Raw genomic sequence first — 22,179 nt, 5'->3', positions numbered from 1 at the left:
TCCTCCCTATTAATATATGGTTTACGATGTAGGAGTAAGTTTAACATAATTTCATTAAGCAAAGATGCTCGAAATCAGAACAGCCCGCCGTCACGCCGGCAGGCTGTTTACTAAAGTAACGTTCCCCGTTAAAGCGAAACACCTTGGATGGCGCGACTATTTCTCCAACGCATAACGGGTTGCGATAATGCCCGAATTGAACGTTCGGCTGGACAGCAGCTTGAGCTTCGTTTTCTCGACGACGCCGTCGAATGCCGATTTTCCGCCGCCCAGGACGACCGGACAAATCGTCAGCAGGAATTCGTCGACCAGGCCGAGCTCAACCAACGTCTTCGCAGCTCCCGGGCTGCCGAAGATAACGAGATTTTTGCCAGGCTGCTCCTTGAGCGCATTGATTTCCTCTGCGATATTGTCCTTGATCACCATCGTATTATTCCATTCCGCCTTGTCCATCGTGCCGGAAATGACGATCTTCTTCACGTCCTGCACCCATTCAGCATGCTCCTTATCGTGCCTCGACGCGTCCGGATCATCCAGCACCGTGGGCCAGTAGCTCTCCATCATCCGATACGTCGTACGTCCGTAAACGGGAGATCCGACTTCGGCTACGACTTCTTCGGCGTATTTCTCGAATTCCTCGTTGTACGGAATCCAACCCAGTCCTCCGTTCGAATCCGACGCATACCCATCCAGCGAAACATGCATGAACAATACGAGTTTTCTCATGTCCGTTTCTCCTCCGATTTCGAATTTATCTTGTTCGATTTTTTGGCCGATGTCCTGTGTTTTGTCCTGCTGATAACCTTACTATAAATCATTACGTTACGTAAGGTACAAGGGGGGAATCTGAATTTTTTGCAGACGCCAATGTTAATCAGTTAAGTTTACGATTTACTCCTGACATGACGTTGTCAGGAGTGTCTCCTTATAATCGGAATCAACCCTTAAGAAGTAAATTCGTTGGAGCGGAAAGGATGATTTTGAATGAATTTTGCATCCGTAAGAATCATTACCGATGACCTGGATGGACTGATCGCATTCTATGAAAAAGTGACGGGAGTATCGGCTCTGCGTCCCGCGCCTGTCTTTGCTGAATTTGTTCTGCCCTCTTGTACGCTGGCGATCGGTCACTCACAGACCGTGTCGCTTTTCGGTGCGGGTTCCGCGCGCGCGGCCCACAACAGCAGCCTCATTATCGAGTTTCGCGTGCAAGACGTCGATGTCGAGTATGCGCGGCTGAAGCCGCTCGTCGACGAATGGGTACAGGAACCGACCACGATGCCTTGGGGAAATCGGTCCGCACTGCTTCGCGACCCCGACGGCAACCTGGTCAACCTCTTCGCTCCGGTTACCGAGGATGCGTTGAAGAGGTTCAAAGAACGATCTTAACTGAACGAAAAACGGCAGCCCCCCACTGGGGGACTGCCGTCTTTGTTTCTCCATCCATTCTATAAATAGGATTGCTTCCTTTCGTTCCCGTTGCGAATTTGAGCTATCGAATCGATTTCTTCTTTCTGTAATAACCAGCGAGCAACAATACGAGTAGGGCGATTAGAACAATGGGCCAGCCGTCCACCGCCCTATTTTTGCCGCCTGCATATTTACCGCGATATGTTGCTTTTACGTATAGGTCTTCAGCCTCTTTAACCGCGATAGCATCACGAACTTTAACGCCAATGATATGGTAATACTTCGTTCCCTTTGGATATTGATTCGAAAAATTGCCCGAGTAGGTGCCCTCATCGTCCGAGTACTTGGTGACTTTGCCGATTCTCGAACCAATTTGGCTTGGCTCGACTCGTTCATCCGTAACGACATATGTATTTCCGTGATAAACAACAAACGAATAAGCCCAGCTCGCGTAAGCAGACCCGGCAAATAGCGTAAGGGCGATACTTAGCGTCGTGAATACATACATTCCTTTTATTAGTCGCATTCCACTCCTCCTCCTGCTTCGCTACGCTACTGTATGTCCGTTATCCGTTGGGAAGAATAAAACAGCGCCACAAATTCCACCTCGTTCCAATATAATCACAAAAAGTAATTTTTGTAAATCTGCCAATTCGCATCAATCCGGCCGGAGATCGCGAGCCACTTTCCGCCCCCTCTTTCATAAATTTGCATTTATATAAACGAATACTTATAATAAATGCGAATGTGAGGTGATTGCCCTGTCCGACATATATGCTGTAATCGCAGAGCCTTCCCGCCGGCGCATTCTGGATCGATTGCTGCGTTCTGATTCCACCGTCAAAGATTTGACCGAAGAGCTAGGCCTGTCGCAGCCGCTGATCTCCAGCCATCTGCGCTTGTTGCGCGAGAGCGGGCTGGTCCGTGTCAAAGCAGTGGCCCAACGTCGTATCTATTCACTGGATGCAGGTCCTCTAGCTGGGGTGGACGATTGGTTGAGCGCTTATCGCGAACGATGGAACCGACATGTCGACGCGCTGGAAGCGCATCTCGACCGGCAAAAACGGTTACGGGAGGAAAAAAATGAATCCGACTGATACGAATCAGCCAAGCCTTACACGTGTCGATGAGAAATGGGAGCTCGTGCTTGAGCGAACGCTTGCGAATCCGATCGAAGAGGTGTGGGCCGCCCTGACCCAATCCGGGCAGTTGCCCGCTTGGGGTCCCTTTGCCACGGATCGGGATCTAACAGAGGTCGGACCGGTACAATTGAAGCATATGAACTATCCCGAAGAAGATGAGCAGAGGCAAGGCGAAGTACTGACTGTAGAAGCGCCTCGCCTTCTCGTTTTCAGATGGGGCAAAGACATTCTCCGCTGGGAACTAAGCGCGATCGGGAGCCACACGATCCTCATTTTGCGCCATCGCTTCACCGATTATCAGATGGCCCCTTCTTACGCGGCCGGATGGCATCTTTGCCTGAAAGGTTTAACAGGTATTCTCGCGGGCGAGCAGATGCCTTCGATGACAGGAAGCCACGCATTCCGCTACGGCTGGAAAGAACTGCACGACCAGTATGCGAAGCTTTTCGAAGCTGACGATACGCTCGCCGATTAGAATAACTAACTGAATGAAAGAGGGATATGATGAATAACAGGACGAAGCTTATCATTGCGAAGCCGGCTCATGAGGTGTTTGAGGCCTTCGTCGACCCCGCAAAAATCGGAAACTTTTGGTTCTCCTCCAGTTCCGAACGATGGGAAACGGGCAAGACGATCAAGCTGCGCTATGAAGAATACAACGCGGAGGGCGAAATCACGGTTAAAGAAATCGTGAAAGACCAAAAAATCGCCTTCGAATGGGATTACGGCAATATCCACCTGGTGACCATCACATTCACGCAAACGGACAAGATGAGCACCATTGTGGAAGTGAACGAGGAGGGTTTTGAGGAAAACGAGAATTTGATCCCGATGCTCGTAGGCAATAAAGAAGGCTGGGTGTATATGTTGACCTGCCTCAAAGGCTACCTGGAACACGGTATTACGACATTGCGGGCAGCTTTGGTGCATGGTTGAGTTAGACGAGCAAGCCGGACACTGAGCCCAACATTACCAGCGGCTCTCGAGGACTGGAAAATAAATTCCTAGACTGCCGCTGGTTAATTGACGATAAACGATTAATGAGGGTTTGTCGGCGTCGGTACGGCGGGCTCGCTCTCCCCTCCCATACGGCGGTAGATTCCCACGGTTCCATCCGTTCCGACCTGGCGATTAAAATTCCTCCAAGCCGCGCATCCCTATGATAAAGACGACGAAATCCCCATCCATACGAGCTGAATATCTTCCCGAAATGACTTTCACCATTAAACTTCATCTCCTTCAGGATTATTTATTGATTAATAAATAATGCGGTGTTAGCAGTCAACTACTTTCTTTCAGGTTGAACCGCGATGGTCGTTTTCGCAGAATTTGAGCGATTACCCGGTTTCTGAGAAAAGTTTTAATTTCCTGCAATATCGTTGATTTTCAAATACGGTGCATTCGCATATTATTTAGATCCCGCCTCCTCCCCCGCTTGCTCGCTTCCATGAGCAAGAACGGCGAGGTTGGCTTGAGATACTCGTCAAGGCAGGTGATCGCCACTTTTGCAAGCGGTACCAAATTGCTTCCTGATGGCTGTTAACCGTCCGCACCCACTTAAGTTCCATGAACGAACATTTTGGGAGGAGTGATTTGATGTTTACTGCTCGTAGCGTTTTAAGATGGAGGTCGGTTTGTCTTGCTTTCCTGCTGCTGGCCAGCGGATTAGGTTCTATTGCCGTGCCACAGCCGAAACTTGTCTCGGCAGCCGGAACGACCTATTATTTTTCTACGAATGGAAACGATGCCAATAACGGGACGTCCGCCTCGACGCCGAAACAATCCATCTCAGCCGCGAACGCGCTGATGTCGGCAGGGAATACCGTGCTTTTCAAACGCGGGGACGCTTGGTATTCGAACAGTGTAAACGGCACCGGAGCGAATATCGGAGGCCCTCTCATTCTTTACGGTAGAAAAGGGACCAGTGCCAACCCCATCACGATCGGGGCGTATGGCAGCGGAGCGAAGCCGATGATTGCGACTACACACCTCTTGGACGACGCGGGTTGGATCTACGACGGTAGCAGCAACCGTTGGAAGCACGCGGTGCCTATCAATACCTACGCTTTGCGTTTGTTCGTAAACGGCGTTTCCAAATACTTGGTCACTACGACCAATTCGGGCGCGAACGAGACGCATGTCGATCAGACCTACGAGTGGTACATCAATCCCACGACCGGTTGGGTCTATGCCAATTCCGGTTCTTCTTCGGTCGGACCGAAAAACGTAGAGATGATACTTGCCTCTAACACGGCGCCCGTCTCGATGGGAAATACGGAATATGTGACGATTCAAAACCTCGACATCAAAGGCGGCGTCGTCAGCGTGGATTCGCCGAGCGCACATATCGCAATCGATAACAATACGATCCGGCAATCCAATCAGACCGGCATCCGGGTTTATAACAGCGGCACGAACAACCTCGCCAACTTCAGCGCGCACGTTTCAAATATAACGATTACGAACAATGTGATCGACAAGGTGTGGACGACGTATGAGAACGATCCGGCTATCCAGTTATACGGAGACGGGATCTATATGCACGATGCGGTAGAGGATGGACTTATACGCGGCAATAAAATCGTTAATTTCGGTCACAGCGGCATAGAGCTAGCCTCCACTGTGTCGACGAGCTATCATGGCGTCCACCATGTCATTGTCGAGCAAAACGACGTTTCGGCAGGCGATTCCGGTTACATGCACGCCTTCGGCGTTTACGGGCTTCCCGGCGAGACCACCGACAATATTGTCAGACGGAACTACTTTCATGATTTCACGAGCGTGAGTCATGCCGGAGGAAGCGACAACCATTTTTACAGCAATATTTTTGCGGGGGTGAAACTGACTCCTCAACCTCTACACAGCCAACAGCCTTACGCGCTCGACATCGCTCCCTGGGGATCGATGGAAGCCCGAGACCTGTATATCGTAAACAATACGTTTCTCAATACCGACCACTTTTCCATACAGGTGACAGACTACAATGCCGCTCCAAGCAACGTGACGAATAATGTGATCGCCAATAATATTTTCGGACAGTATGGCTACAACGACAACCCGAATGGGGCGATTGGGGAAGTCGCGCTCGATGTCTCGGACGCAGTGACGGGTACGCTATACTTGAATAACAACGCATTCTGGGATTCCAGCTCGAACGTCGCTCGCTTCAAGGATCCTTCAAGATCCGTCCTGTATGACATCAACGGGCTTAACGCATGTCCGAATACGACGCCGGACACGTGCGATGCGAACGTAAAAGTAAATGACCCGGGATTCGTCGACTATGCCAACCGCGACTTCCGGTTAAGCGCCAGCTCGCTTATTAAAGCGTCCGGCACGAATGCTTATGCGGCAGCGCTAGGCAGCGGCTTCGTCGACTTCTACGGCAAGCCGTGGCATTCGACGACCCCGAGCATCGGCGCCATTCAGCAAGGGGCGGCAGCTCCCTCCAATCTATCGGCAGGCCGAACGCCATCGTACAGCAGCAGCTATGTAATCTACGAGACCTCGCCGTCGACAGTGACGGATGGCGCTACGACTTACTATGTCGGCGTAGGCGATGCCTATGAGAAAGTCTATGCGCAAATCGATCTGGGCGCTCTCTACGATGTCAGCAAAGTGAAGATGTGGCACTTCTTGGGGAGAACGTACAAGGACGTTATCGTCCAACTGTCCCAGACCGCAGACTTCAGCAGCTACGTAACGACCGTATTCAATAACGATAAGGATAACAGCGCCGGCCAAGGCTATGGCGTGGACGCAGAATACACAGAGGGCGCCAGCGGGAAAACCGTCAACTTTCAGCCGATATTGGCGAGGTACGCGAGGTTCTGGATCGGCGGGAGCCATACCGACCCGTACAATCAATTCGTCGAGCTGCAGGTTTACGGCACGACGCCCTGAGAGAGGCCGTTGTCCATGACATGAGCGAATTTTATTATGCACAAACAAAATGTACAATATAGACACTTTTTATTGATTTTGTTTACTTTGTATAAAAACCATGCTATGATGTGTTTATTCTGATTCGAAAGCGTGGTGCCAGGTTATGGATTTGAAACTCAAGGGTAAACGTGCACTTGTTACTGGATCTAGCAACGGACTGGGAGCGGCTACGATTAGATTGCTCGCTTCGGAAGGCGCCGAAGTAATTGTACACGGCCGCGACGAGGCTCGTACAAATGCTGTAGCCGAATCCATTCGTGCAGATGGAGGCCATGCAGTTGTCGCATTGGGCGATCTATCCACGGATTCAGGTGCGGACGCGGTTGCATCGGCTGCGCTGGCAGGCGGCCCTGTAGACATTTTGGTCAACAACGCTGGATTCTATCGTCACTTGTCTTGGACGGATGCATCGGCGGACGAATGGGCGGAGACGTATAATATCAACGTAGTATCGGGTGTCCGGATGATTCAACGCCTGGTTCCGCAAATGCGCGAACGCAATTGGGGGCGTGTCATTACGATCGGGGGAGGTCTCGCGCTTCAACCCATGAATACGCACCCTCAGTACAATGCGACCCTGGCGGCTCGACACAATCTGGCGGTCTCCTTGGCTCGCGAGCTGAAGGGGACTCGCATTACCTCCAACATCGTCTCCCCGGGAGCGATTCTCGTAGAGGCAGTTAAGGATCTGGTCGAACACATCGGTCCTTCCCGGGGCTGGGGAGAAACTTGGGAAGAAATAATGCCGAACGCCGTGAATTCGCTCATTCCTAATGACAGGGAACGGTTCGGCTATCCTGACGAGATTGCATCTGCCGTGGCGTACCTGGCAAGCGAATATGCTGAATATATCAGCGGCGCGACGATTCGGGTGGACGGCGGTTTGATTCGGGGTGCATTTTAAATAAAGATGAAGCATTAAAAACAAACAACCCGAACCGGATAAGGTTCGGGTTATTATTTCGCTACAAGGAACGATTGAATTTGTCGACGATATGTTCAATGACCGGATCCATTTTCGAGTCGTCAACGAATGTTATTTTATCTGCTTTAAACAGTTGGATCTTTTTGAATTGATAAAAATCATGAAGCACTTGTTGAATAGAGACTTGGTTATGAAGCAAATACTTTACGTTGACAATCTCCCGGAGAAGAAGATCGTCTTGAAGTAAAATGAATTTTTCGTTTATCGGATTGAAGATGCCTCTGGCCTTGCCTTCGCGGTAAAATGCCAAAGATTCTTGCTCGCGTTTGTTTAACGCGCTTTTCAGTTCGTCGTACAGATCCGGAAAGGCCGTCTGCAAGTCCTTCAAAAACACGTCCGTTATATTGCCTACCAGCGAAACCGACTGTTCAAATAATTGCTGGAACCATACGGCAAAGGATTCTTCATCCTGGTCGGAGGCCCGGGCTTCCAGGCGATTTATATAATCAACGAATACGTGTACGACGCCTTCGATGACTTCCTCTTTAGAAGAAAAATGCTTATACATCGTTGCCCGGCTTACATCCATCGCTTTGGCAATATCGTCCATCCGCAATTGTTGAAATCCGTCTTTCATAACGGACGAGATTAATTTTTTTAGTAATTTATTTTTCGCCTGAGACTGTTGATCCTCTATGGCTTTATTCATGTCGAGCCCCCTTCCTGCAGAATCAAATCCCATTATAGTCAATTACCACGCATACATCAAATACACTAAATACAAATTAAATATAATTCGTATATATCGATTAATTCATGATCATTCCCCCGATTCTACTATCCTTATAAGGGATGAGCGTTGTCCGCCAATCTCCGTATCCGGTAGCCGTTAATCGCGAACCTGCCAAGTTCCTCCACGATGCTGTAGTTGGCCCAAGCTCCGGCGACCGCACCGATACCGGGCACCAACTGCAGCATTTTGCGGAAGTCGATCGCGTCCCTGTATTCCTTCTGGAAGGTTTCCCAGTCCAGATCTTTGTAATATTCTGCATCCGACGACCATTGAAGCTTTTCGTTGTTCCAGTCCTTGAACCGATTCAGCATCGTGCGGCGTTTCCTATTCTCCGAGTAGGTCAACTGGAATAGCGATAGGATAAAGATTCTCTCGGAGAAAACGTTGGTCGAATAGCCGTACACATGCGCAAGCTCGAAAAGCAGCTTCATTTTGATCGCGATAAGCGCCGGAAAATCAACCGCGTTGAACAGAATTCCGCCTGCGCCTGTACCGGCGCCTTCGGCTGCGGCGATCTTTTGATAGAGGGAGATGACCTGTCTCGCCTGCTCGTCGGCCTGCTCCAACGTAAGCGAACGCTCAACCATTCTCTTAGGCGTATATTCAGCTCCGAAAAGCGTCGTCCGGACAATCGCTTTTACGGTTCCCGTTATCGTGTTCTGCACTTTGGCAGGAATGATGGCATTGATTTTGTCTCCGACCTTCTTCGATGCTTTCTCAAGCAGGCCGGGTGTCTTGTAAAGACTGTTCTCCCAATTTCCCAGCTCCTGCCGGACCTTTTCCTCGTAGTCCATCCGGATCCGCTCCTTCCAACGGTCGATTTATGCCTTTGATTATTTACGCATCTGCCCTGCTTATGATTCATAACGTGGATCAAATCCAAGTCCATCCCAAATGCGCTAACTATTTCTTTAGTTTCTCCCTTAAACCTTTAATTCGAACCCTATTTGTAAGGGGTTTCATATTATAGAGTAGTAGGGATTCAAAATGATACCGTTTAAGAAAAGGAGGCTAGCGGTTACGACGGAATGACGCTCTCATGTGGAAAAAGCGGAAAAGGAGATGGATGGATTGAAGATTCTCGGCAAGAAGAAATCCTGGTCCAAGTTCACCGTGCTCAGCGTTTCGACAGCCCTATTCACAGCAAGCTTCCCGTTTACGGCGGCGGCCGGGGACACGTGGCCTTTCACGGGGGAGCAGGCGCACGGCGCCAACCAACCGAGCGTACATGGCTACACGAGCGGCCATATTGCCGACTGGAGCCCCGAACGCGACCCCGATGCGGCTCTGCTCCGCTCCCGCGTTCCGCTACAACGGCGGATCGCCCCTCTTGCCTCTACGCAAGCCAACCCGAATCTGAACCCGAACGTCCAAATGACGAACGTCAGCGGCGACTACGGGAATGCGTTTATCGAGAACGCGCCTTACACCAACAAGTTCGCCCAGTATCACTTTAATTTCTGGCAGTATGTCGATTACTGGTCTCCTTGGCACGGTACCGCCACGGCCTACACCCCTTCCGAGTATTACGACGAGCTGGCCCAGAAGGATTGGCAGCAGAAGTGGTTCGAATTCGGCATGCTGAATATCCCGAACCCGACTTACACGGACGCGGCGCACAAGAACGGCGTGATGTCGCTGGCCGGCATTTTCTCCTCCAATAACGATCGCGGCCAGCAGACTTACAAGCAGATGATCGTAAAGGATAAGAATGGCAACTACCCCGTCGCTGAGAAATTGATCGAGATGGCAGAATATTTCGGTTATGACGGTTACTTTATTAACCAGGAGGAGCAGAATCCCAACGTGGCCGTGGCGGACATTCCCGACTACGTAGGGTTTATGAAAACGCTCCAGAAGGGCGGGCTGTACGTTCAATGGTACGACTCGCTGAATACCGCGACCGGCGCCAATACGTTCGCCCGGACGATTAGAGACAACAACGTCTCGTTCCTATACGACAAAGCGACGGGCGAACAAGTTTCCCAGTCTTTCTTCTTCGACTATGGAATGGGGAACAGCCAGATTAACGCGGCAGCCTCTTACCTGAGCAACCTGAACGCCCAATATGGTACGGACTTCGACCTGAAAAAGGTCGGTTTCGCGGGCCTTGAAGCCGGGCGCGACCGGTTCAAGAGCGTCAACGGCACCGCGCTGAAAAACAAGCTGGATGCAAACGGCCTGCCTCGTCTGAGCTTGGCGACGCTAGGCGCCGACTTCGTGCACGCGGGACTGGACGAGGATATGAACCTGAGCTGGCCGGTCCAGCGCCGCTCGGAAAATGCGTACCAGTGGATGACCGGCCTGCGCGAACAGCTCTGGTGGTCCGGCCCGAACGTCGATCCGAAGAATACGGCTACCTCCGCCACGAATACGGTCGCCGACGCGTACGCCGACAACCGGTACTGGCCTGGCATCTCTTCGGTCATCGCCGAGCGCTCGGTCGTCGGGGGCACGAACTTCTACACCGACTTCAACACAGGGCACGGTCTCTCCTTCTATCGCGACGGAGCGGTATCGAACGAGGACGAATGGTCGAACATGAGCCTGCAGGACGTGCCGGTCACTTGGCAATGGTGGCAGGATACGTCCGGCAGCCGTCTTGCCGTCGACTTCGATTATGGTCCGGATTACGACTTGGGCGATTCGGGCCGTCAGACGTACGAACAGATCGGCGCATACGACGGAGGAAGCTCCCTCGTCGTCAGCGGCAAGCTGGATGCGGAGACGTTCCTGCATCTCTATGAGACCGACCTGAACGTCAACAAGAACGCCAAGCTGTCGATCGCATTCAACAAACCGGCTGCGGATGCTTCCTCGATGCAGATCGGGCTTATCTTCGCGGATCGTACGGAGGAAGTCGTGAAGATTCCCGTTCCGGATAGCGGCGAAGCGACGAAGGGCTGGCGCACGGCTGAGTTGGACCTTGGCGCCTATGCAGGCCGGTCGATCGCGGCCTTCGGCCTCGTCTTCGCTCCGGGAGAGGAAGAGATCGGTTCGTACCAGATGAACGTAGGAGAAATCCGGATTCATGACGGCTCCGCCGTCCGCCCTAAGGCGCCGTCGGGTCTGGCGATCGCGGAGGCGTTCGCCGACACCGGGGAGATGAACATCCGTTGGAAGATGAACGCTAACTACGGAGAGGTCAAGCAGTACAATGTCTACGTCAACGACACGTTCGTCGGCGGCAAGTATGACGAGGTCTTCTACATCAAGAATCTCCCGGCTCGATCCGGCACGATTAAAGTGGTTCCGGTAGGAGCCGACGGGCTGGAGGGCGATGCCGCCGTTCTTCCGTTCAACCTGACGAATACGGTGTCGGACGTGCGGGTCGACTCCACGGCAAACGGCAAGCTGACGGTCCGCTGGACCAACCCGTCCAAGCCCGCAGGCAATCTGAAAATAAACGTCGATTCGGTCAACGCGGTGACGTCCAAAAACCCGGTAAAGCTCAATAAAGTCGTATCTGAAGACACCACCTCCGTCACCTTCGATAAGATGCCGGTCAACGGGGATGAATACGTGGTGACGATCTCCCCTAAACGAGCGGACGCGGTGGCGGTAAGCGGCTCGTTTATCGATACGGTCGCGGAGCCATATGCGGAGAAATGGTACTGGGAGGGCGATACGCTCCATCTGCCGATGCCGGAGACGAGAGATTGGCGATACCTGTACGTGTATGAGGATGGGGTATTGCGGTCCTTCCCGACCACCTACGGCGTCGGGGACAAAGACCGGATCATCCGCGGACGGAGCACGAAGGCAAGCCTTGCCTTCTCCTCGACGGCGGAGAACGTGTATGTCATTCTCGAGGATTACGCAGGCAACCGCTCGGAGCCGGTCGTTCTTAGAGGCGACATCTAACCGAACGATTGCCGAAAAAACCCGCAAGAGGCGCGCTTTCGCCGCCTTCTTGCGGGTTTTTGCCTTTGGCGTTCCGAGCGAGCTAGTGTCTATTTAATCGGCGCTTCCAATGTCTTGCCATCCAGTAAATAGGTCAAACAACAAAAATGGATACTACTCAAATATTCGAGTATATTGAATTGCTTAGACCTGGATTAAGATAATCCTATCAACCTCAGGCCATGGAAATTCGGGTTTGCACAATACGCAAAGTGTTCGAAGTTATACAAAGGAGGCAGTTGTTAGAAAATAGTGCAGCGCCCTAGCCTAGGCAGGATAAATTTTAATTAAAAACTTGGAGGGAATTATGAAAATGAATTTTAAACCACTGAAAGTCGCGTTTGTCGGAAGTATTCTTGGCGTTATATTAAGTACCAGCTTTGCAAACATCAGCTTTGCGGCTGATACAGCACGGGCTGGCAGCAACCAAGCTAGTACAGGGAATAGAATTTCCCCTATCGGAATTTTCTGGAACTGGGCAGCAGATAAGACCAATACAGATGGAACAACGATTACAACCACTGGTGGCGGCGTACTTCAAGATGCTGACAATTGGGAAGCTGGACTGGGTGGTGAATATGTCCCCGGCAAAGGTTGGGTGCCTAGCGATACTTATACCGACATTGCTGACAGCTACAATACTATCAAGGATACAGTCTCTGCAGCTACTAAAGTGATTATTACGGTTGTTGCTACACCGGAAATCGGTAAAGGAGCGGCATCGGTGCTCGGTGCAACCGCTGCGGCTGGTGCTGTCAACTTTGGCGAAGCGCTCGCCGACTCGGATAACGGCAAGAAGGTCAGTATTATTAGCGCGGTTGACCGCGGTACGGCTAGTGCTGCAATTACGGAAATTATAGGGCAGGCGCTTCCGGGTGAAAGCTCCAAGCTTGCCGACGTTGTTGCCAAATCCATAATCAAGACGACCGTAAAAACGGCCGCGGATACGATTCTAAATGGTGCAACAGGCAAAGATCCAGGCAAATCATTCGCAGACGACCTTACAGGCGGCCTCATCGATGTTTATCTCATTACTGTAGGTGTTGAAGGCGCGGATAAAGATATTTTGAAGGCTGTTATTGGCGGCGAAATCAAGGATATCAAGGATACCTTAGCAGGCAAGATAACAATCGGAGGTTCAGGGGGAACAATCGGCATTGATATTGGGAGCCTTCCCAAAGGTACGGGAAGTTCGCAAGTTACACCAGGCACTGTAGGCGCACCAGGTTCATCTGGCACGCAAACGGAGGGCCCGTCAAAAGGAGGAACTTCTGGTGAGGGAGAAGGGCATTCCTCTAATGATTATCACGGAGAAGGCAAAGGAGACGACGATAAATCCGATGATACCGCACATTACGTAACCATATATGACGCTGAAACAGGGCAAGTGATAGGCAGGTGGGAACTTGACGACGAAGGACGCCCAATCACCGGCGGGACACCTAATCCCGAAGAAGGCAGCGGTACCGATAACGGTCTAGGCGGGAAACTCGAACAGATCGGAGTCCACCTTCCTGGATGGGGTAAGAACGACGGCGATTCGTACAATGGCTCCAGCAGCTCGAACTCCAGTTCCAATACCAATAGCGCAAACCATGTAGGCGGCGGCACCAACCTGTTCGAGCCTAGTTATGATACTCAAGGCTCAATAGGAACAGCGGCAGCTCCCGGAAGCTCGAATGAAGGCATGGGTGACGGGAACGCATCCGAAACCGGATCAGGCCCTGGAAATGGCGGCGGAATCCGTAGTCACGAAGACATCGGCACCGTGTATTCCGGCAACACAGCGGACGATACCGGATTTGGCGGACTTGATAAACTACCTATGGTGCGCGTCAACTAGTTTGCAATTTGATCGGCTGAATTATGAGGAGTTAAAGGGGCTGTTAAGCGGATAATCGGCTTTACAGCTCCCACCGATCGCTGTGCGACGTCGCGCGAACCAGGAGGGAAAGCTGTAGCCGCTTCGCCGACCGGCGCTCGAGGGCGGATCCGGATGAGCTGGCCATGATCTGCAGGCGACCGTGCCGGCGGCGCGCGAACCAGGAGCGCGAGCTGCAGCTGTTCCGCTGGTCGGCTCTCGAGCGCGGATCCGGATGAGCTATCCATGATCTGCAAGCAGGCGGTGCGCCGATCACTTTTTGTTTTAGAATGATCCAAATATAAAACAACGGCATTCTGGAACCTGAAAAATAAGTCCTAGACTGCCGCTGGTTTATTGAACTAACGTCTTCCGTTAGTTAAACGTGGCGCTTTATTTAGTGCACTTTATATAAAAGCAGGAGGAATTAATGATGCCTTCTTATGTGTGTACCACACTGCCGGATCTCCCGATTTAAATTCCTCTTGGATGACAACATCTTCAACTACCTTTTCAATTTTAAAACCTGTTTGAATTAGCTCATTAGCACCTCACCGTAATACGCGATTGATTCTCTTTGAAATTGGTTATTGGTTCTATTATACCTAAACTCGAATCTCATCCTAATCCAACAAACAATTGTTTACTATCGAGATCCCATCCGCGTTCCATATCCTATCTACTATTGAGCCTATTTCAAGGAACAAAGGATCGCTCTTTTTATCCTTAAGATAACCAAAATGCAGATCAATATTGAGATCGATACCCTCCCAGATCTGCAACATGTTTTCATGAGCAAACCGCATAGCTATTGGTTCCGCCAGCAATGAACAACCAAGTTCTCCTTGAACCAATTTCCCTATCAGGGATTCGTCATCGACATACATGATTTTTTGTGGAACAATATCCTGTTTCAGGAAGTAATTGATGGATTGCTTATAGAAGGGGCAACCCTGTGTTGTCCAAATCCACGGCTTCTCTGCAAAATACTCCAGAGACAACCTATTCTTCGGCGGTCTATCCCAACTATTGGGATAGACCACAACCATCTTGAAGGTATGGAGTTTGATGGAGCATACGGACGGATGTGCGACATTCCCATAATAAAAACCCGCGCTTATTTTCTCGCTGGTCAAACCCTGGGTGAAATCTTCGCTTTTAATATCGATAAAATGCAATTCTACCTGCGGCATGCATTCCGAAATCATCCTGATCAATTTCTCTATTCGAAGAAGCTGCTCGTTTGTATTTAACCCGATCCGAATGGTGTCTGAATCTGCCTTCAAGTCACTCGCCTTCAGATAGAAATCATCTAGGGAGTTGAGTATTTTCTGTGCTTCCAACAACATTTTCGAACCTTTTTCTGTAATCGTCATTCCTTTGGAAGTTCGATAAAAGAGAGGAAAACCAACTTCCTTCTCCAAAGTTTTGATGTGTGCACTTGCAGCCGGCTGACTTGTGTTAAGATACGCTGCCGCTTCGGTCAAGTTGCCAGTTCGGGCAATTTCTATAAAGGTTTTCAATTGATAAAGCTCCAACGATCTAAACCTCCTCAGATGCGTTTGCATGAAGCATTTCGTTTTCCCGATGGGTCCGATCAGAACATGAAATTGGACGGTTTTAATTATGCTGAGCTATAGTAAACCCAGATAAATGATATAAGGAGTTACCCTGATGTCTATTTTCATTGCCATGTGCTTATTTTCATTATCCATGTCGATCTCTCCAGGCCCAGTGAACATAACAATTCTTTCTTCTGGAGTCAATTATGGTTTTAAGCACTCATTACCTTTCGTATCCGGTTCAACAATCGGGTTTACATGCTTGCTTACCGCTGTGGGTTTAGGGATATCAAATATCGTAGCGCAAGCCCCTATATTCTATGAAGTGCTAAGATATATAGGGGCAGGATATATGAGTTATATTGGCTACAAAGTTATGATTGCACATACAGAAATCGAATTAAAAGAGGAACAGCTGCCACGCTTTTATCACGGTTTTCTCATGCAGTGGCTTAATCCCAAAGCTTGGATTGCATGTCTTTCCGGTGTTTCTGCCTTTGCATCGAATAGTTCCTATTCAATGCTTCTTGTCTTTGTGTGTATTTATTTTCTCATTTGTTATCTTTCACTTGCCTCTTGGGCCCTTTTAGGATCGAAATTACAGTTTCTTATAAAAGCGAAGAACGGCATTAAGGTTTTAAACCTGGTGATGGGCGGATCGTTGATTATTGTGGCCATTTTTCTTCTGTTTTCGACTTGAGATCCTGCAGGCTATTTAGTTGAATTATGGAATGCTTGGAGATTCCTTAACGCTTAAATTTTTATCCTCTTTGAGATCAAACAACTTAATTTTCAATCCAATACACAACAATGCAATCAGCAGAAACAATATTCCGCTCCACGTAATGTTATGTGGTCCCATATGGGATAGAAACCATCCGCCTAGGGCAGTGCCGAGTGTGATGCCCAGATTTCCGAAGGAGACAAATAAGCTGTTAGCAAACTCAGGTGCTTCACGGGCCTCCGAGGTTAACCATGTTTGGCTTATAATGAGACCGCCGGTAAAGACGGCTCCCCATACCAGTACGATGGCAATCATCGGAATGGAGTAACGTCCAAGACAAAATATCAGCAAATACATACCGATAAGCACAATGGGATAAAAAACGGTGGTTTTGACCATGTCCTTACTTAAATATTTTGCCGTTTGCAGATTCCCAAGTATCCCGCTGATGCCAAAAAGAACGAGCATAAAACTGACGGTTTCACCGTTCATTCCTGTCACCATCTTGAGATACGCAGCAAAATAGGCATAGACAGAATATAAAGCCGCCAGGATGAAGCAAGCCGTAGTAATGTTAAGCCATAGCTGCGGCTTTGCCAATATACGCAATTGTCGGCCATAGGTCAATTTACCTTGTACGGGTAACGATGGAACGAGCGCAGCAATGCCGAACAGGGCTAGCGTATTTATTCCGGTCGAAAATAGAAAAGCGGCTTCAAGTGAAAACCGATCCCCAATAAACGATGTGACCGGAATGCCTAGTACCATCCCGACCGTTAACCCCATAAAAACTTTGGCCACTGCGTTGGTACTTTGTTCTTTCGGAACCGAGTTGGCGGCTGCTGCAAATGCAACGGAAAAATAAACGGGATGAAGAAATGCAGGCAGCAGTCTAAACAGTAATAAGGCAGTAAAGGTTGGGGCAAAGGCGGAAATCAGATTAGAAATGGCGAAAACAGCAAGTACTCCGCACAGAATCTTTTTTCGGTTAATACCGGAAAATAAAAGAGTCATAAACGGACCAGAAATGGCAATGATCAATGCAAACATGCTAACGAGCAAACCTGCTTGAGAAGCACTGACATGGAAGCGCTCAGAAATTTGAGGCAAAATCCCTACTACGCCAAGCTCCGTATTGGCAATACCAAATACGCCAAGAGCGATAAGGAAGATAAATAAAGACTTGTTCGTTTGCAATTATTTTCATCCTTTCAACCGCGGACATAGTATACTATACATATGTTTATACTTGGTTTTAGTGGAGAGCCATCTCCTATGCCACATAGAAGTTAGCTACTTCTTGTTCTGTCAGTGTATTATTCAGCTGAACGGTCTGTTGGTTGTTCGATTAACTTTTGCTTTAATGCGTACCTGTTCTCCAATTCCTTGTAAGTGGTAATTTTTTCTGCGAGTAAATGAAGATTAGTCTGAAGATCCATGAGGTTTTTTTGGACGTCTGAGTAATGTTCTTCTAGAAGAATTCTTCTTGCAGTGAGAGTTGGATCGCCCTGCCTTTTTAGCTCCGCAATTTGGAGCATATTGGTTAATGGCATTCCGGTAGCTTTAAGACGATTAATAAACTCGATCCAAGTTACGTCTTCAGAAGTAAAACAACGATGTCCATGATCATTTCGATCAATGGAAGTGAGCAGACCTATTTGCTCGTAATAACGAAGCGTATGGACGCTAAGGCCAGTAAGAGCGGCGACTTGCCGAATGGTCAGTGACTTATTCATGACACCAGTATATCCCTTCGAGTAAACTCGAACGCAAGCATTTTTTGTAGAGATTTTCCAAACATATCCTTAGCCTGCCGACTCGTCGGCAGGCTGTGTAACTGAGCTATCGTTCCCAGTTAATTCTGTATAATAGCCTTCTTGAAATAATAATGTTTACTCCCAACGGGAGCCTCTTCGAATACTGCGACTTCCTTATAGCCGTTTTTAACATAAAACTCGGGAGCTTGGAAGCTGAAGGTATTTAGCTTAATAAATGAACAACTATTTTCCCTAGCGATATTCTCAATTCGCATTAACAGTCGGGTACCGTAACCCATCTTTCTTTGCGACTCCTCAATCCAAAGAATATCAACTTCAATCCAATTCCAACAAAGCGTAGCTAGCATTCCACCAATAACCCCGCCCCCCTCATCCCTGATGGTTAGCGTGATTTCTTCATAGCGTGAACTTAAATTCTTAGGAACATGCTGCGCGTTATATTCAATAAGCCTTTTTCTAATATAATCACGTTCTTCTTTACTTCCAAAAGAAACATCAGGTTTAATCATCCTATACCCCTTTCCCGATTGCCTCAGCTTCCCCTCAGTTCAAAGATTCTGCGGATGCTGATACACTAATAGACCACATTACTAAAGCAAAAAATATACCGCACCAAAACATCACTGCGCCGTAACGTCTTTTATTAACGATTTTTTCAATCGCTCTCAATAATGTAACGATGAAGACGAAACTAAATAGCGGCACAAGATAGATGGAGCTAAAAAGAAAAGCCAACATAGGCATCGTCCTCCAACTCAGTTTAAATATTTCGCGAAGCGTTCCGATATTTGGATGCCCCTCAGCCAGTCCGTTCCCCCGTCTTCAATCGTCCAACATGCTTCAAGCACGCCTCGCGCTACGCCCCACATCGCAATTCGGCGCGAGTCTAGCTCGAGACGCTCGGCCATGATCGATATCCTGTTTTGCAACACTTGCCCGCGATCGCCGCCTCGATCTTCGTAGTTAAGCAGGTATTGAATCGTGTCAAAATGAACGTCGCCGATGATGCCTTTCGGATCGATGACCGCCCATTGCGATTCGCCTTGCAGAAGGATGTTTTCATGATGCAGATCGCCGTGCAAAAGGACGTTATCGCTCGTTGTCGCGATGAGGTAGGCCAGACATTCCTCTGCATTTTCCACCCAACTTTCCGGCAACGGAGTTTGGATGTCCCCATTTTCTAATCGCTCACGGTATCGCTCTATACCCGCGAAGTGCCGCTTCATGGAGGGATACAGCGCGTCGGTCGGCGCAGGAAGCTGAAGGCGGCTGAAGACGTCGCAGAAGATGTTCGTCGCATGCGCATCATCCTCGATCGCCGACAACGGCGTGCCCGGTTCTACGCGTTCAAGCAGTGCCACGCCGCCCTCCTCGTTTTCTTCCAGCACGCGAATAGCTCCTCTCCCCTCATAGGCGCGAAGAACGCTGAGTTCCCTCGATAGCTCGTCTTTCATGAAAGAGGCTTTAAGGACGACCGGCTTACCGTCGCTGCGCTTTGCCCGAAGCAAGAAGTTGTAGGATAAATTGGGGAATGGCATTTCCGGGATAAAGTCGAAGCGGCCGGCAAATTCTTGGATCAATCCAGGCAAAGCCTTCGCCCAAGCCAATCCCTGCTCACCATGGAGTTGATTCATTCTTTTTAAAAAAGGTTCGGGAATCGCAATCATTTGCGTTATGGCTCCCTTCGGCGAGATTACGGTACTTCATAATAGTATAAGAGGAATTGCCCGAATATTCAGCCTAACCTTTTGAAAACCGCTAATACATGAATAAAACAGAACAAAAATCGAATTAATTCGTTGACTAAACGGAATATACATGAATATACTGGAATGGTCACTTGATGACAAATTCCATAAGGAGGCGGTGTTATTGTTTTCTGATGAGCGTCGGGACAAGATTCTGGAGCTGCTTCAAAACAACGGCCGTGTTCTGGCTAAAGAGTTAGCCGAACTGTTCGAGTTATCCATCGATTCCATTCGAAGGGACCTTACGATTATGGAAGAGAAGGGCCTTCTCAAACGTACGCACGGAGGCGCCATTCCCATTTCAAAAGTGCGCAACATGCCTCTTCCGCCTGAATTGCGTTACCAGGACGGCTCCCCGCATCAAAATGCGATTTCCAAATTCGCCGCTTCCTACATTAAGGAGAACGACACCGTCTTTATCGGCAGCGCGGGAATCCACTATGGCATGCTTAAGTATTTGCCCGAAGTGCCTTTTACAGTTGTAACGAACTCGATTAAGGTCGCGAATACCTTGAAGGATCGCAGTGCGCTCGATGTGTACTTGCTTGGAGGTAAAGTAAAAAGTTCCGGCAGCATCACCGATGCGTTAGCGAACGAATTTTTGAGACAATTCACTTTAGATATTTGTTTTGTAACGGGAGGCGGCATTTCTAAAAATGGCGTAAGTACAGCCACGCCTGAAGTAGCCATGCTTGGTCGATCAGCTGTCGAGATATCCAAGAGAACGATTTGTCTGGCGCCTCACGAAAAACTTGGAATTGATTTCTTTGTAAAAGAGGGACCGATTACCGATATCGACCTTCTGATCACGGATGAAGAAGCGAGTATGGAAGCCATCGAAGAAATAGAAAGCAAAGGCGTCAAGGTCTGCATCGCACGAGTAACCGACGAAGACCCATTAAAAAAAGGAATAGATCAGATCCATTGGCCCGGATGATCTATCCCCTCTGCGAAGGAGTTGCTGCGAGGCAGCTCCTTTTCCATTATAAATGGTAATCCTCGCTTTGGAACCATTCTTTCAACTTAAAACATTCACTAATGAAGAACCTCGACCAAGAACCCGCCCGGCGCTTTGACGTAGAACGTCCATGCATGGGAGCGTTGCGGTAGATCCACGTCGAAACCATCGTCTCTCAGTCGCTGGTTGATCTGGTTCACTTGCTCTTCGTTGGGTTGAATGAAGCCGATATGAAAGGTGTCGGGATACGCGACTTGTTTGCCTTTCATCAACGTAAGCACAAACCCGCTATCGTCAAATAGGACAGCGAAGCCGCTGCCGCGCGTGTGTTTGATTTGCATGCCGAAGTATTGAACCAAGAAATCCGCAGTGGATTGAACGTCGCTGACAGTTAGATTGAGATGATTTAACTTCACGGCCGCACTCCTTTATTCAAAAGGTAGTAACAACGGAAGGCGGAGACCGACACGAATTATGGCCGCCAGACTTCCCAGAGGTTCCCGTCCGGATCCGCGAACGTGATGTTAGGTCCGCTCGTGACCCGTTCGCTTATAATTTGTACGCCGTTTTTCTTGAAGCGCTCAAGCAATTCCTCGATCCGCGGCGATATGAAGCATGCGATGGCATGAGGTCTGCCTTGGTCCAAAGACCATGAAAAGCGCAATCGACCGCCAGCTTCATCGGATTGGCGAAGGAACAGCGCAGGGACGACTTGCCTTAACCCGGGCGAAGGCAGGTTGCCATTCTGATCGGGCACATTTAATATAGCCGTCGTCATACCGGGCTCTACTTGGTCGTCGTTCGCCGGCTGGTACCCTAGATTTTTTCGATACCATTGAATCGACGCATACACGTCATTCACGGGCACGTAAATACAAGTTACGCCCGTAATGTCCTCCAGCTTTTCATCGCGTTCCTGATTGTCCTGCATAGCCATGTCCTCCCTCCAGTTCATTCCTCGATCAAGGTTCGAATACTTGACGCAGCTCAATCCGGCCTTCCCCGTCTCCTTGCGGATCCGGCATCCGCATGGCCCACTCGACGGCTTCTTCCTTCGACTTCACGTCTATCAGAATGAACCCGGCAATCACATCTTCAGGTTCCGAAAAGGGACCTTCCGTAACCAACGGCTGTCCGCCTGGATGGGGGAACAAAAGGCGCATCCCATTCGAGCTTGGGTGAAGCCCTTTCGCCATAATCCGCACGCCTGCCTTAATCAATTCCTCGTTGTACCTCGACATGGCTTCACGGAGCCCGGCGCTTGGGAGACCTCCGGCCTCCGAATTCCTCGAGGCTTTGACGATCAACATAAATAGCATGAATCTTCCTCCTTCGCGGCTTGCTCTGTGAATTGCCCTGTGAACCGAAAATTCCCGCGTCCTAAATATATCCTTTATAGCGCCTTCTCATTTCTTTTCGATTGCTCTTTT

General features: G+C 49.4%; 22 protein-coding genes. 10 read left to right on the top strand and 12 right to left on the bottom strand.

What is annotated here, in order from left to right; translation table 11 throughout:
* Nucleotides 1-156: 156 nt before the first annotated feature.
* Nucleotides 157-726 (bottom strand): dihydrofolate reductase family protein, encoded by a 570-nt coding sequence (locus tag BM235_RS08255; RefSeq protein ID WP_090111523.1) that lies wholly within the window; start codon nucleotides 724-726, stop codon nucleotides 157-159.
* A 258-nt stretch (nucleotides 727-984) separates the two neighbouring features.
* Here BM235_RS08255 and BM235_RS08250 point away from each other — a divergent pair, with 258 nt between their 5' ends.
* A complete protein-coding gene (locus BM235_RS08250; RefSeq protein ID WP_090111521.1) occupies nucleotides 985-1,389 on the top strand; it encodes a VOC family protein in 405 nt (134 codons plus the stop codon).
* A 103-nt stretch (nucleotides 1,390-1,492) separates the two neighbouring features.
* Here the strand turns inward: BM235_RS08250 and BM235_RS08245 are convergent, their stop codons facing one another.
* A complete protein-coding gene (locus tag BM235_RS08245) occupies nucleotides 1,493-1,936 on the bottom strand; it encodes a hypothetical protein (protein WP_255374210.1) in 444 nt (147 codons plus the stop codon).
* Between the two features lie 226 nt (nucleotides 1,937-2,162).
* Between BM235_RS08245 and BM235_RS08240 the strand changes: the two genes are divergently transcribed.
* From BM235_RS08240 to BM235_RS08220, 5 genes are all read left to right on the top strand, one after another.
* The gene (locus BM235_RS08240) at nucleotides 2,163-2,507 is read left to right on the top strand and encodes an ArsR/SmtB family transcription factor (protein ID WP_199408923.1); all 345 of its coding nucleotides are present in this window, start codon (nucleotides 2,163-2,165) and stop codon (nucleotides 2,505-2,507) included.
* Nucleotides 2,494-3,027, top strand: coding sequence for an SRPBCC family protein (locus tag BM235_RS08235; protein ID WP_158543700.1), 534 nt, complete (start codon nucleotides 2,494-2,496; stop codon nucleotides 3,025-3,027). The genes BM235_RS08240 and BM235_RS08235 overlap by 14 nt, the downstream gene beginning before the upstream one ends.
* 29 nt (nucleotides 3,028-3,056) lie before the next feature.
* On the top strand, nucleotides 3,057-3,488 hold the full coding sequence (locus BM235_RS08230; RefSeq protein WP_090111517.1) for an SRPBCC domain-containing protein: 432 nt from the start codon (nucleotides 3,057-3,059) through the stop codon (nucleotides 3,486-3,488).
* A 1,035-nt stretch (nucleotides 3,489-4,523) separates the two neighbouring features.
* On the top strand, nucleotides 4,524-6,455 hold the full coding sequence (locus BM235_RS08225; RefSeq protein WP_143106653.1) for a right-handed parallel beta-helix repeat-containing protein: 1,932 nt from the start codon (nucleotides 4,524-4,526) through the stop codon (nucleotides 6,453-6,455).
* Between the two features lie 145 nt (nucleotides 6,456-6,600).
* The gene (locus tag BM235_RS08220; protein WP_090111513.1) at nucleotides 6,601-7,401 is read left to right on the top strand and encodes an SDR family NAD(P)-dependent oxidoreductase; all 801 of its coding nucleotides are present in this window, start codon (nucleotides 6,601-6,603) and stop codon (nucleotides 7,399-7,401) included.
* A gap of 61 nt (nucleotides 7,402-7,462) precedes the next feature.
* Here BM235_RS08220 and BM235_RS08215 read toward each other — a convergent pair whose 3' ends face one another.
* Both BM235_RS08215 and BM235_RS08210 read right to left on the bottom strand, forming a co-directional pair.
* Nucleotides 7,463-8,131, bottom strand: coding sequence for a TetR/AcrR family transcriptional regulator (locus tag BM235_RS08215; protein WP_090111511.1), 669 nt, complete (start codon nucleotides 8,129-8,131; stop codon nucleotides 7,463-7,465).
* Between the two features lie 134 nt (nucleotides 8,132-8,265).
* A complete protein-coding gene (locus tag BM235_RS08210) occupies nucleotides 8,266-9,009 on the bottom strand; it encodes an EcsC family protein (protein WP_090111508.1) in 744 nt (247 codons plus the stop codon).
* 277 nt (nucleotides 9,010-9,286) lie between these two features.
* Between BM235_RS08210 and BM235_RS08205 the strand changes: the two genes are divergently transcribed.
* Both BM235_RS08205 and BM235_RS08200 read left to right on the top strand, forming a co-directional pair.
* Nucleotides 9,287-12,079, top strand: a complete 2,793-nt coding sequence (locus tag BM235_RS08205) for an endo-beta-N-acetylglucosaminidase (protein WP_255374207.1) — start codon at nucleotides 9,287-9,289, stop codon at nucleotides 12,077-12,079.
* A 352-nt stretch (nucleotides 12,080-12,431) separates the two neighbouring features.
* Nucleotides 12,432-13,961: a hypothetical protein gene (locus BM235_RS08200; protein WP_090111506.1), complete on the top strand. Its 1,530-nt coding sequence runs from the start codon at nucleotides 12,432-12,434 to the stop codon at nucleotides 13,959-13,961.
* A gap of 641 nt (nucleotides 13,962-14,602) precedes the next feature.
* On the opposite strand, the gene BM235_RS08195 is transcribed toward BM235_RS08200, so the two are convergent.
* Nucleotides 14,603-15,517 carry a LysR family transcriptional regulator gene (locus BM235_RS08195; protein WP_090111504.1) on the bottom strand — a complete coding sequence of 305 codons (915 nt, stop codon included), beginning with the start codon at nucleotides 15,515-15,517 and terminating at the stop codon, nucleotides 14,603-14,605.
* Nucleotides 15,518-15,653: 136 nt separating this feature from the next.
* Between BM235_RS08195 and BM235_RS08190 the strand changes: the two genes are divergently transcribed.
* Complete coding sequence (locus BM235_RS08190) at nucleotides 15,654-16,241, top strand: LysE family translocator (RefSeq protein ID WP_090111502.1); 588 nt, start codon at nucleotides 15,654-15,656, stop codon at nucleotides 16,239-16,241.
* A 24-nt stretch (nucleotides 16,242-16,265) separates the two neighbouring features.
* On the opposite strand, the gene BM235_RS08185 is transcribed toward BM235_RS08190, so the two are convergent.
* The 4 genes from BM235_RS08185 to BM235_RS08165 form a co-directional block, all read right to left on the bottom strand.
* Complete coding sequence (locus tag BM235_RS08185) at nucleotides 16,266-17,462, bottom strand: MFS transporter (RefSeq protein WP_090111500.1); 1,197 nt, start codon at nucleotides 17,460-17,462, stop codon at nucleotides 16,266-16,268.
* Nucleotides 17,463-17,581: 119 nt separating this feature from the next.
* A complete protein-coding gene (locus tag BM235_RS08180) occupies nucleotides 17,582-18,001 on the bottom strand; it encodes a MerR family transcriptional regulator (RefSeq protein ID WP_090111497.1) in 420 nt (139 codons plus the stop codon).
* A 119-nt stretch (nucleotides 18,002-18,120) separates the two neighbouring features.
* Entirely contained in the window at nucleotides 18,121-18,552 is a 432-nt protein-coding gene (locus tag BM235_RS08175) for a GNAT family N-acetyltransferase (protein ID WP_090111495.1), read from the bottom strand.
* A 246-nt stretch (nucleotides 18,553-18,798) separates the two neighbouring features.
* A complete protein-coding gene (locus tag BM235_RS08165) occupies nucleotides 18,799-19,710 on the bottom strand; it encodes an aminoglycoside phosphotransferase family protein (protein ID WP_090111480.1) in 912 nt (303 codons plus the stop codon).
* Between the two features lie 205 nt (nucleotides 19,711-19,915).
* Here BM235_RS08165 and BM235_RS08160 point away from each other — a divergent pair, with 205 nt between their 5' ends.
* Nucleotides 19,916-20,728 carry a DeoR/GlpR family DNA-binding transcription regulator gene (locus BM235_RS08160; protein WP_090111478.1) on the top strand — a complete coding sequence of 271 codons (813 nt, stop codon included), beginning with the start codon at nucleotides 19,916-19,918 and terminating at the stop codon, nucleotides 20,726-20,728.
* A 98-nt stretch (nucleotides 20,729-20,826) separates the two neighbouring features.
* Here BM235_RS08160 and BM235_RS08155 read toward each other — a convergent pair whose 3' ends face one another.
* The 3 genes from BM235_RS08155 to BM235_RS08145 are packed head-to-tail and all read right to left on the bottom strand — an operon-like array spanning nucleotide 20,827 to nucleotide 22,068.
* Nucleotides 20,827-21,165 carry a VOC family protein gene (locus tag BM235_RS08155; RefSeq protein ID WP_090111475.1) on the bottom strand — a complete coding sequence of 113 codons (339 nt, stop codon included), beginning with the start codon at nucleotides 21,163-21,165 and terminating at the stop codon, nucleotides 20,827-20,829.
* Nucleotides 21,166-21,221: 56 nt separating this feature from the next.
* Nucleotides 21,222-21,680: a VOC family protein gene (locus BM235_RS08150; protein WP_158543699.1), complete on the bottom strand. Its 459-nt coding sequence runs from the start codon at nucleotides 21,678-21,680 to the stop codon at nucleotides 21,222-21,224.
* A gap of 31 nt (nucleotides 21,681-21,711) precedes the next feature.
* Nucleotides 21,712-22,068 carry a YciI family protein gene (locus BM235_RS08145; RefSeq protein ID WP_090111471.1) on the bottom strand — a complete coding sequence of 119 codons (357 nt, stop codon included), beginning with the start codon at nucleotides 22,066-22,068 and terminating at the stop codon, nucleotides 21,712-21,714.
* Between the last annotated feature and the right edge of the window lie 111 nt (nucleotides 22,069-22,179).

Origin of the sequence: Cohnella sp. OV330, from assembly GCF_900112065.1 — a bacterium.
GTDB lineage: Bacteria > Bacillota > Bacilli > Paenibacillales > Paenibacillaceae > Cohnella.
The sequence above is the reverse complement of the archived record's forward strand: the minus strand, read 5'-3'. Positions and strand labels throughout refer to the sequence as shown.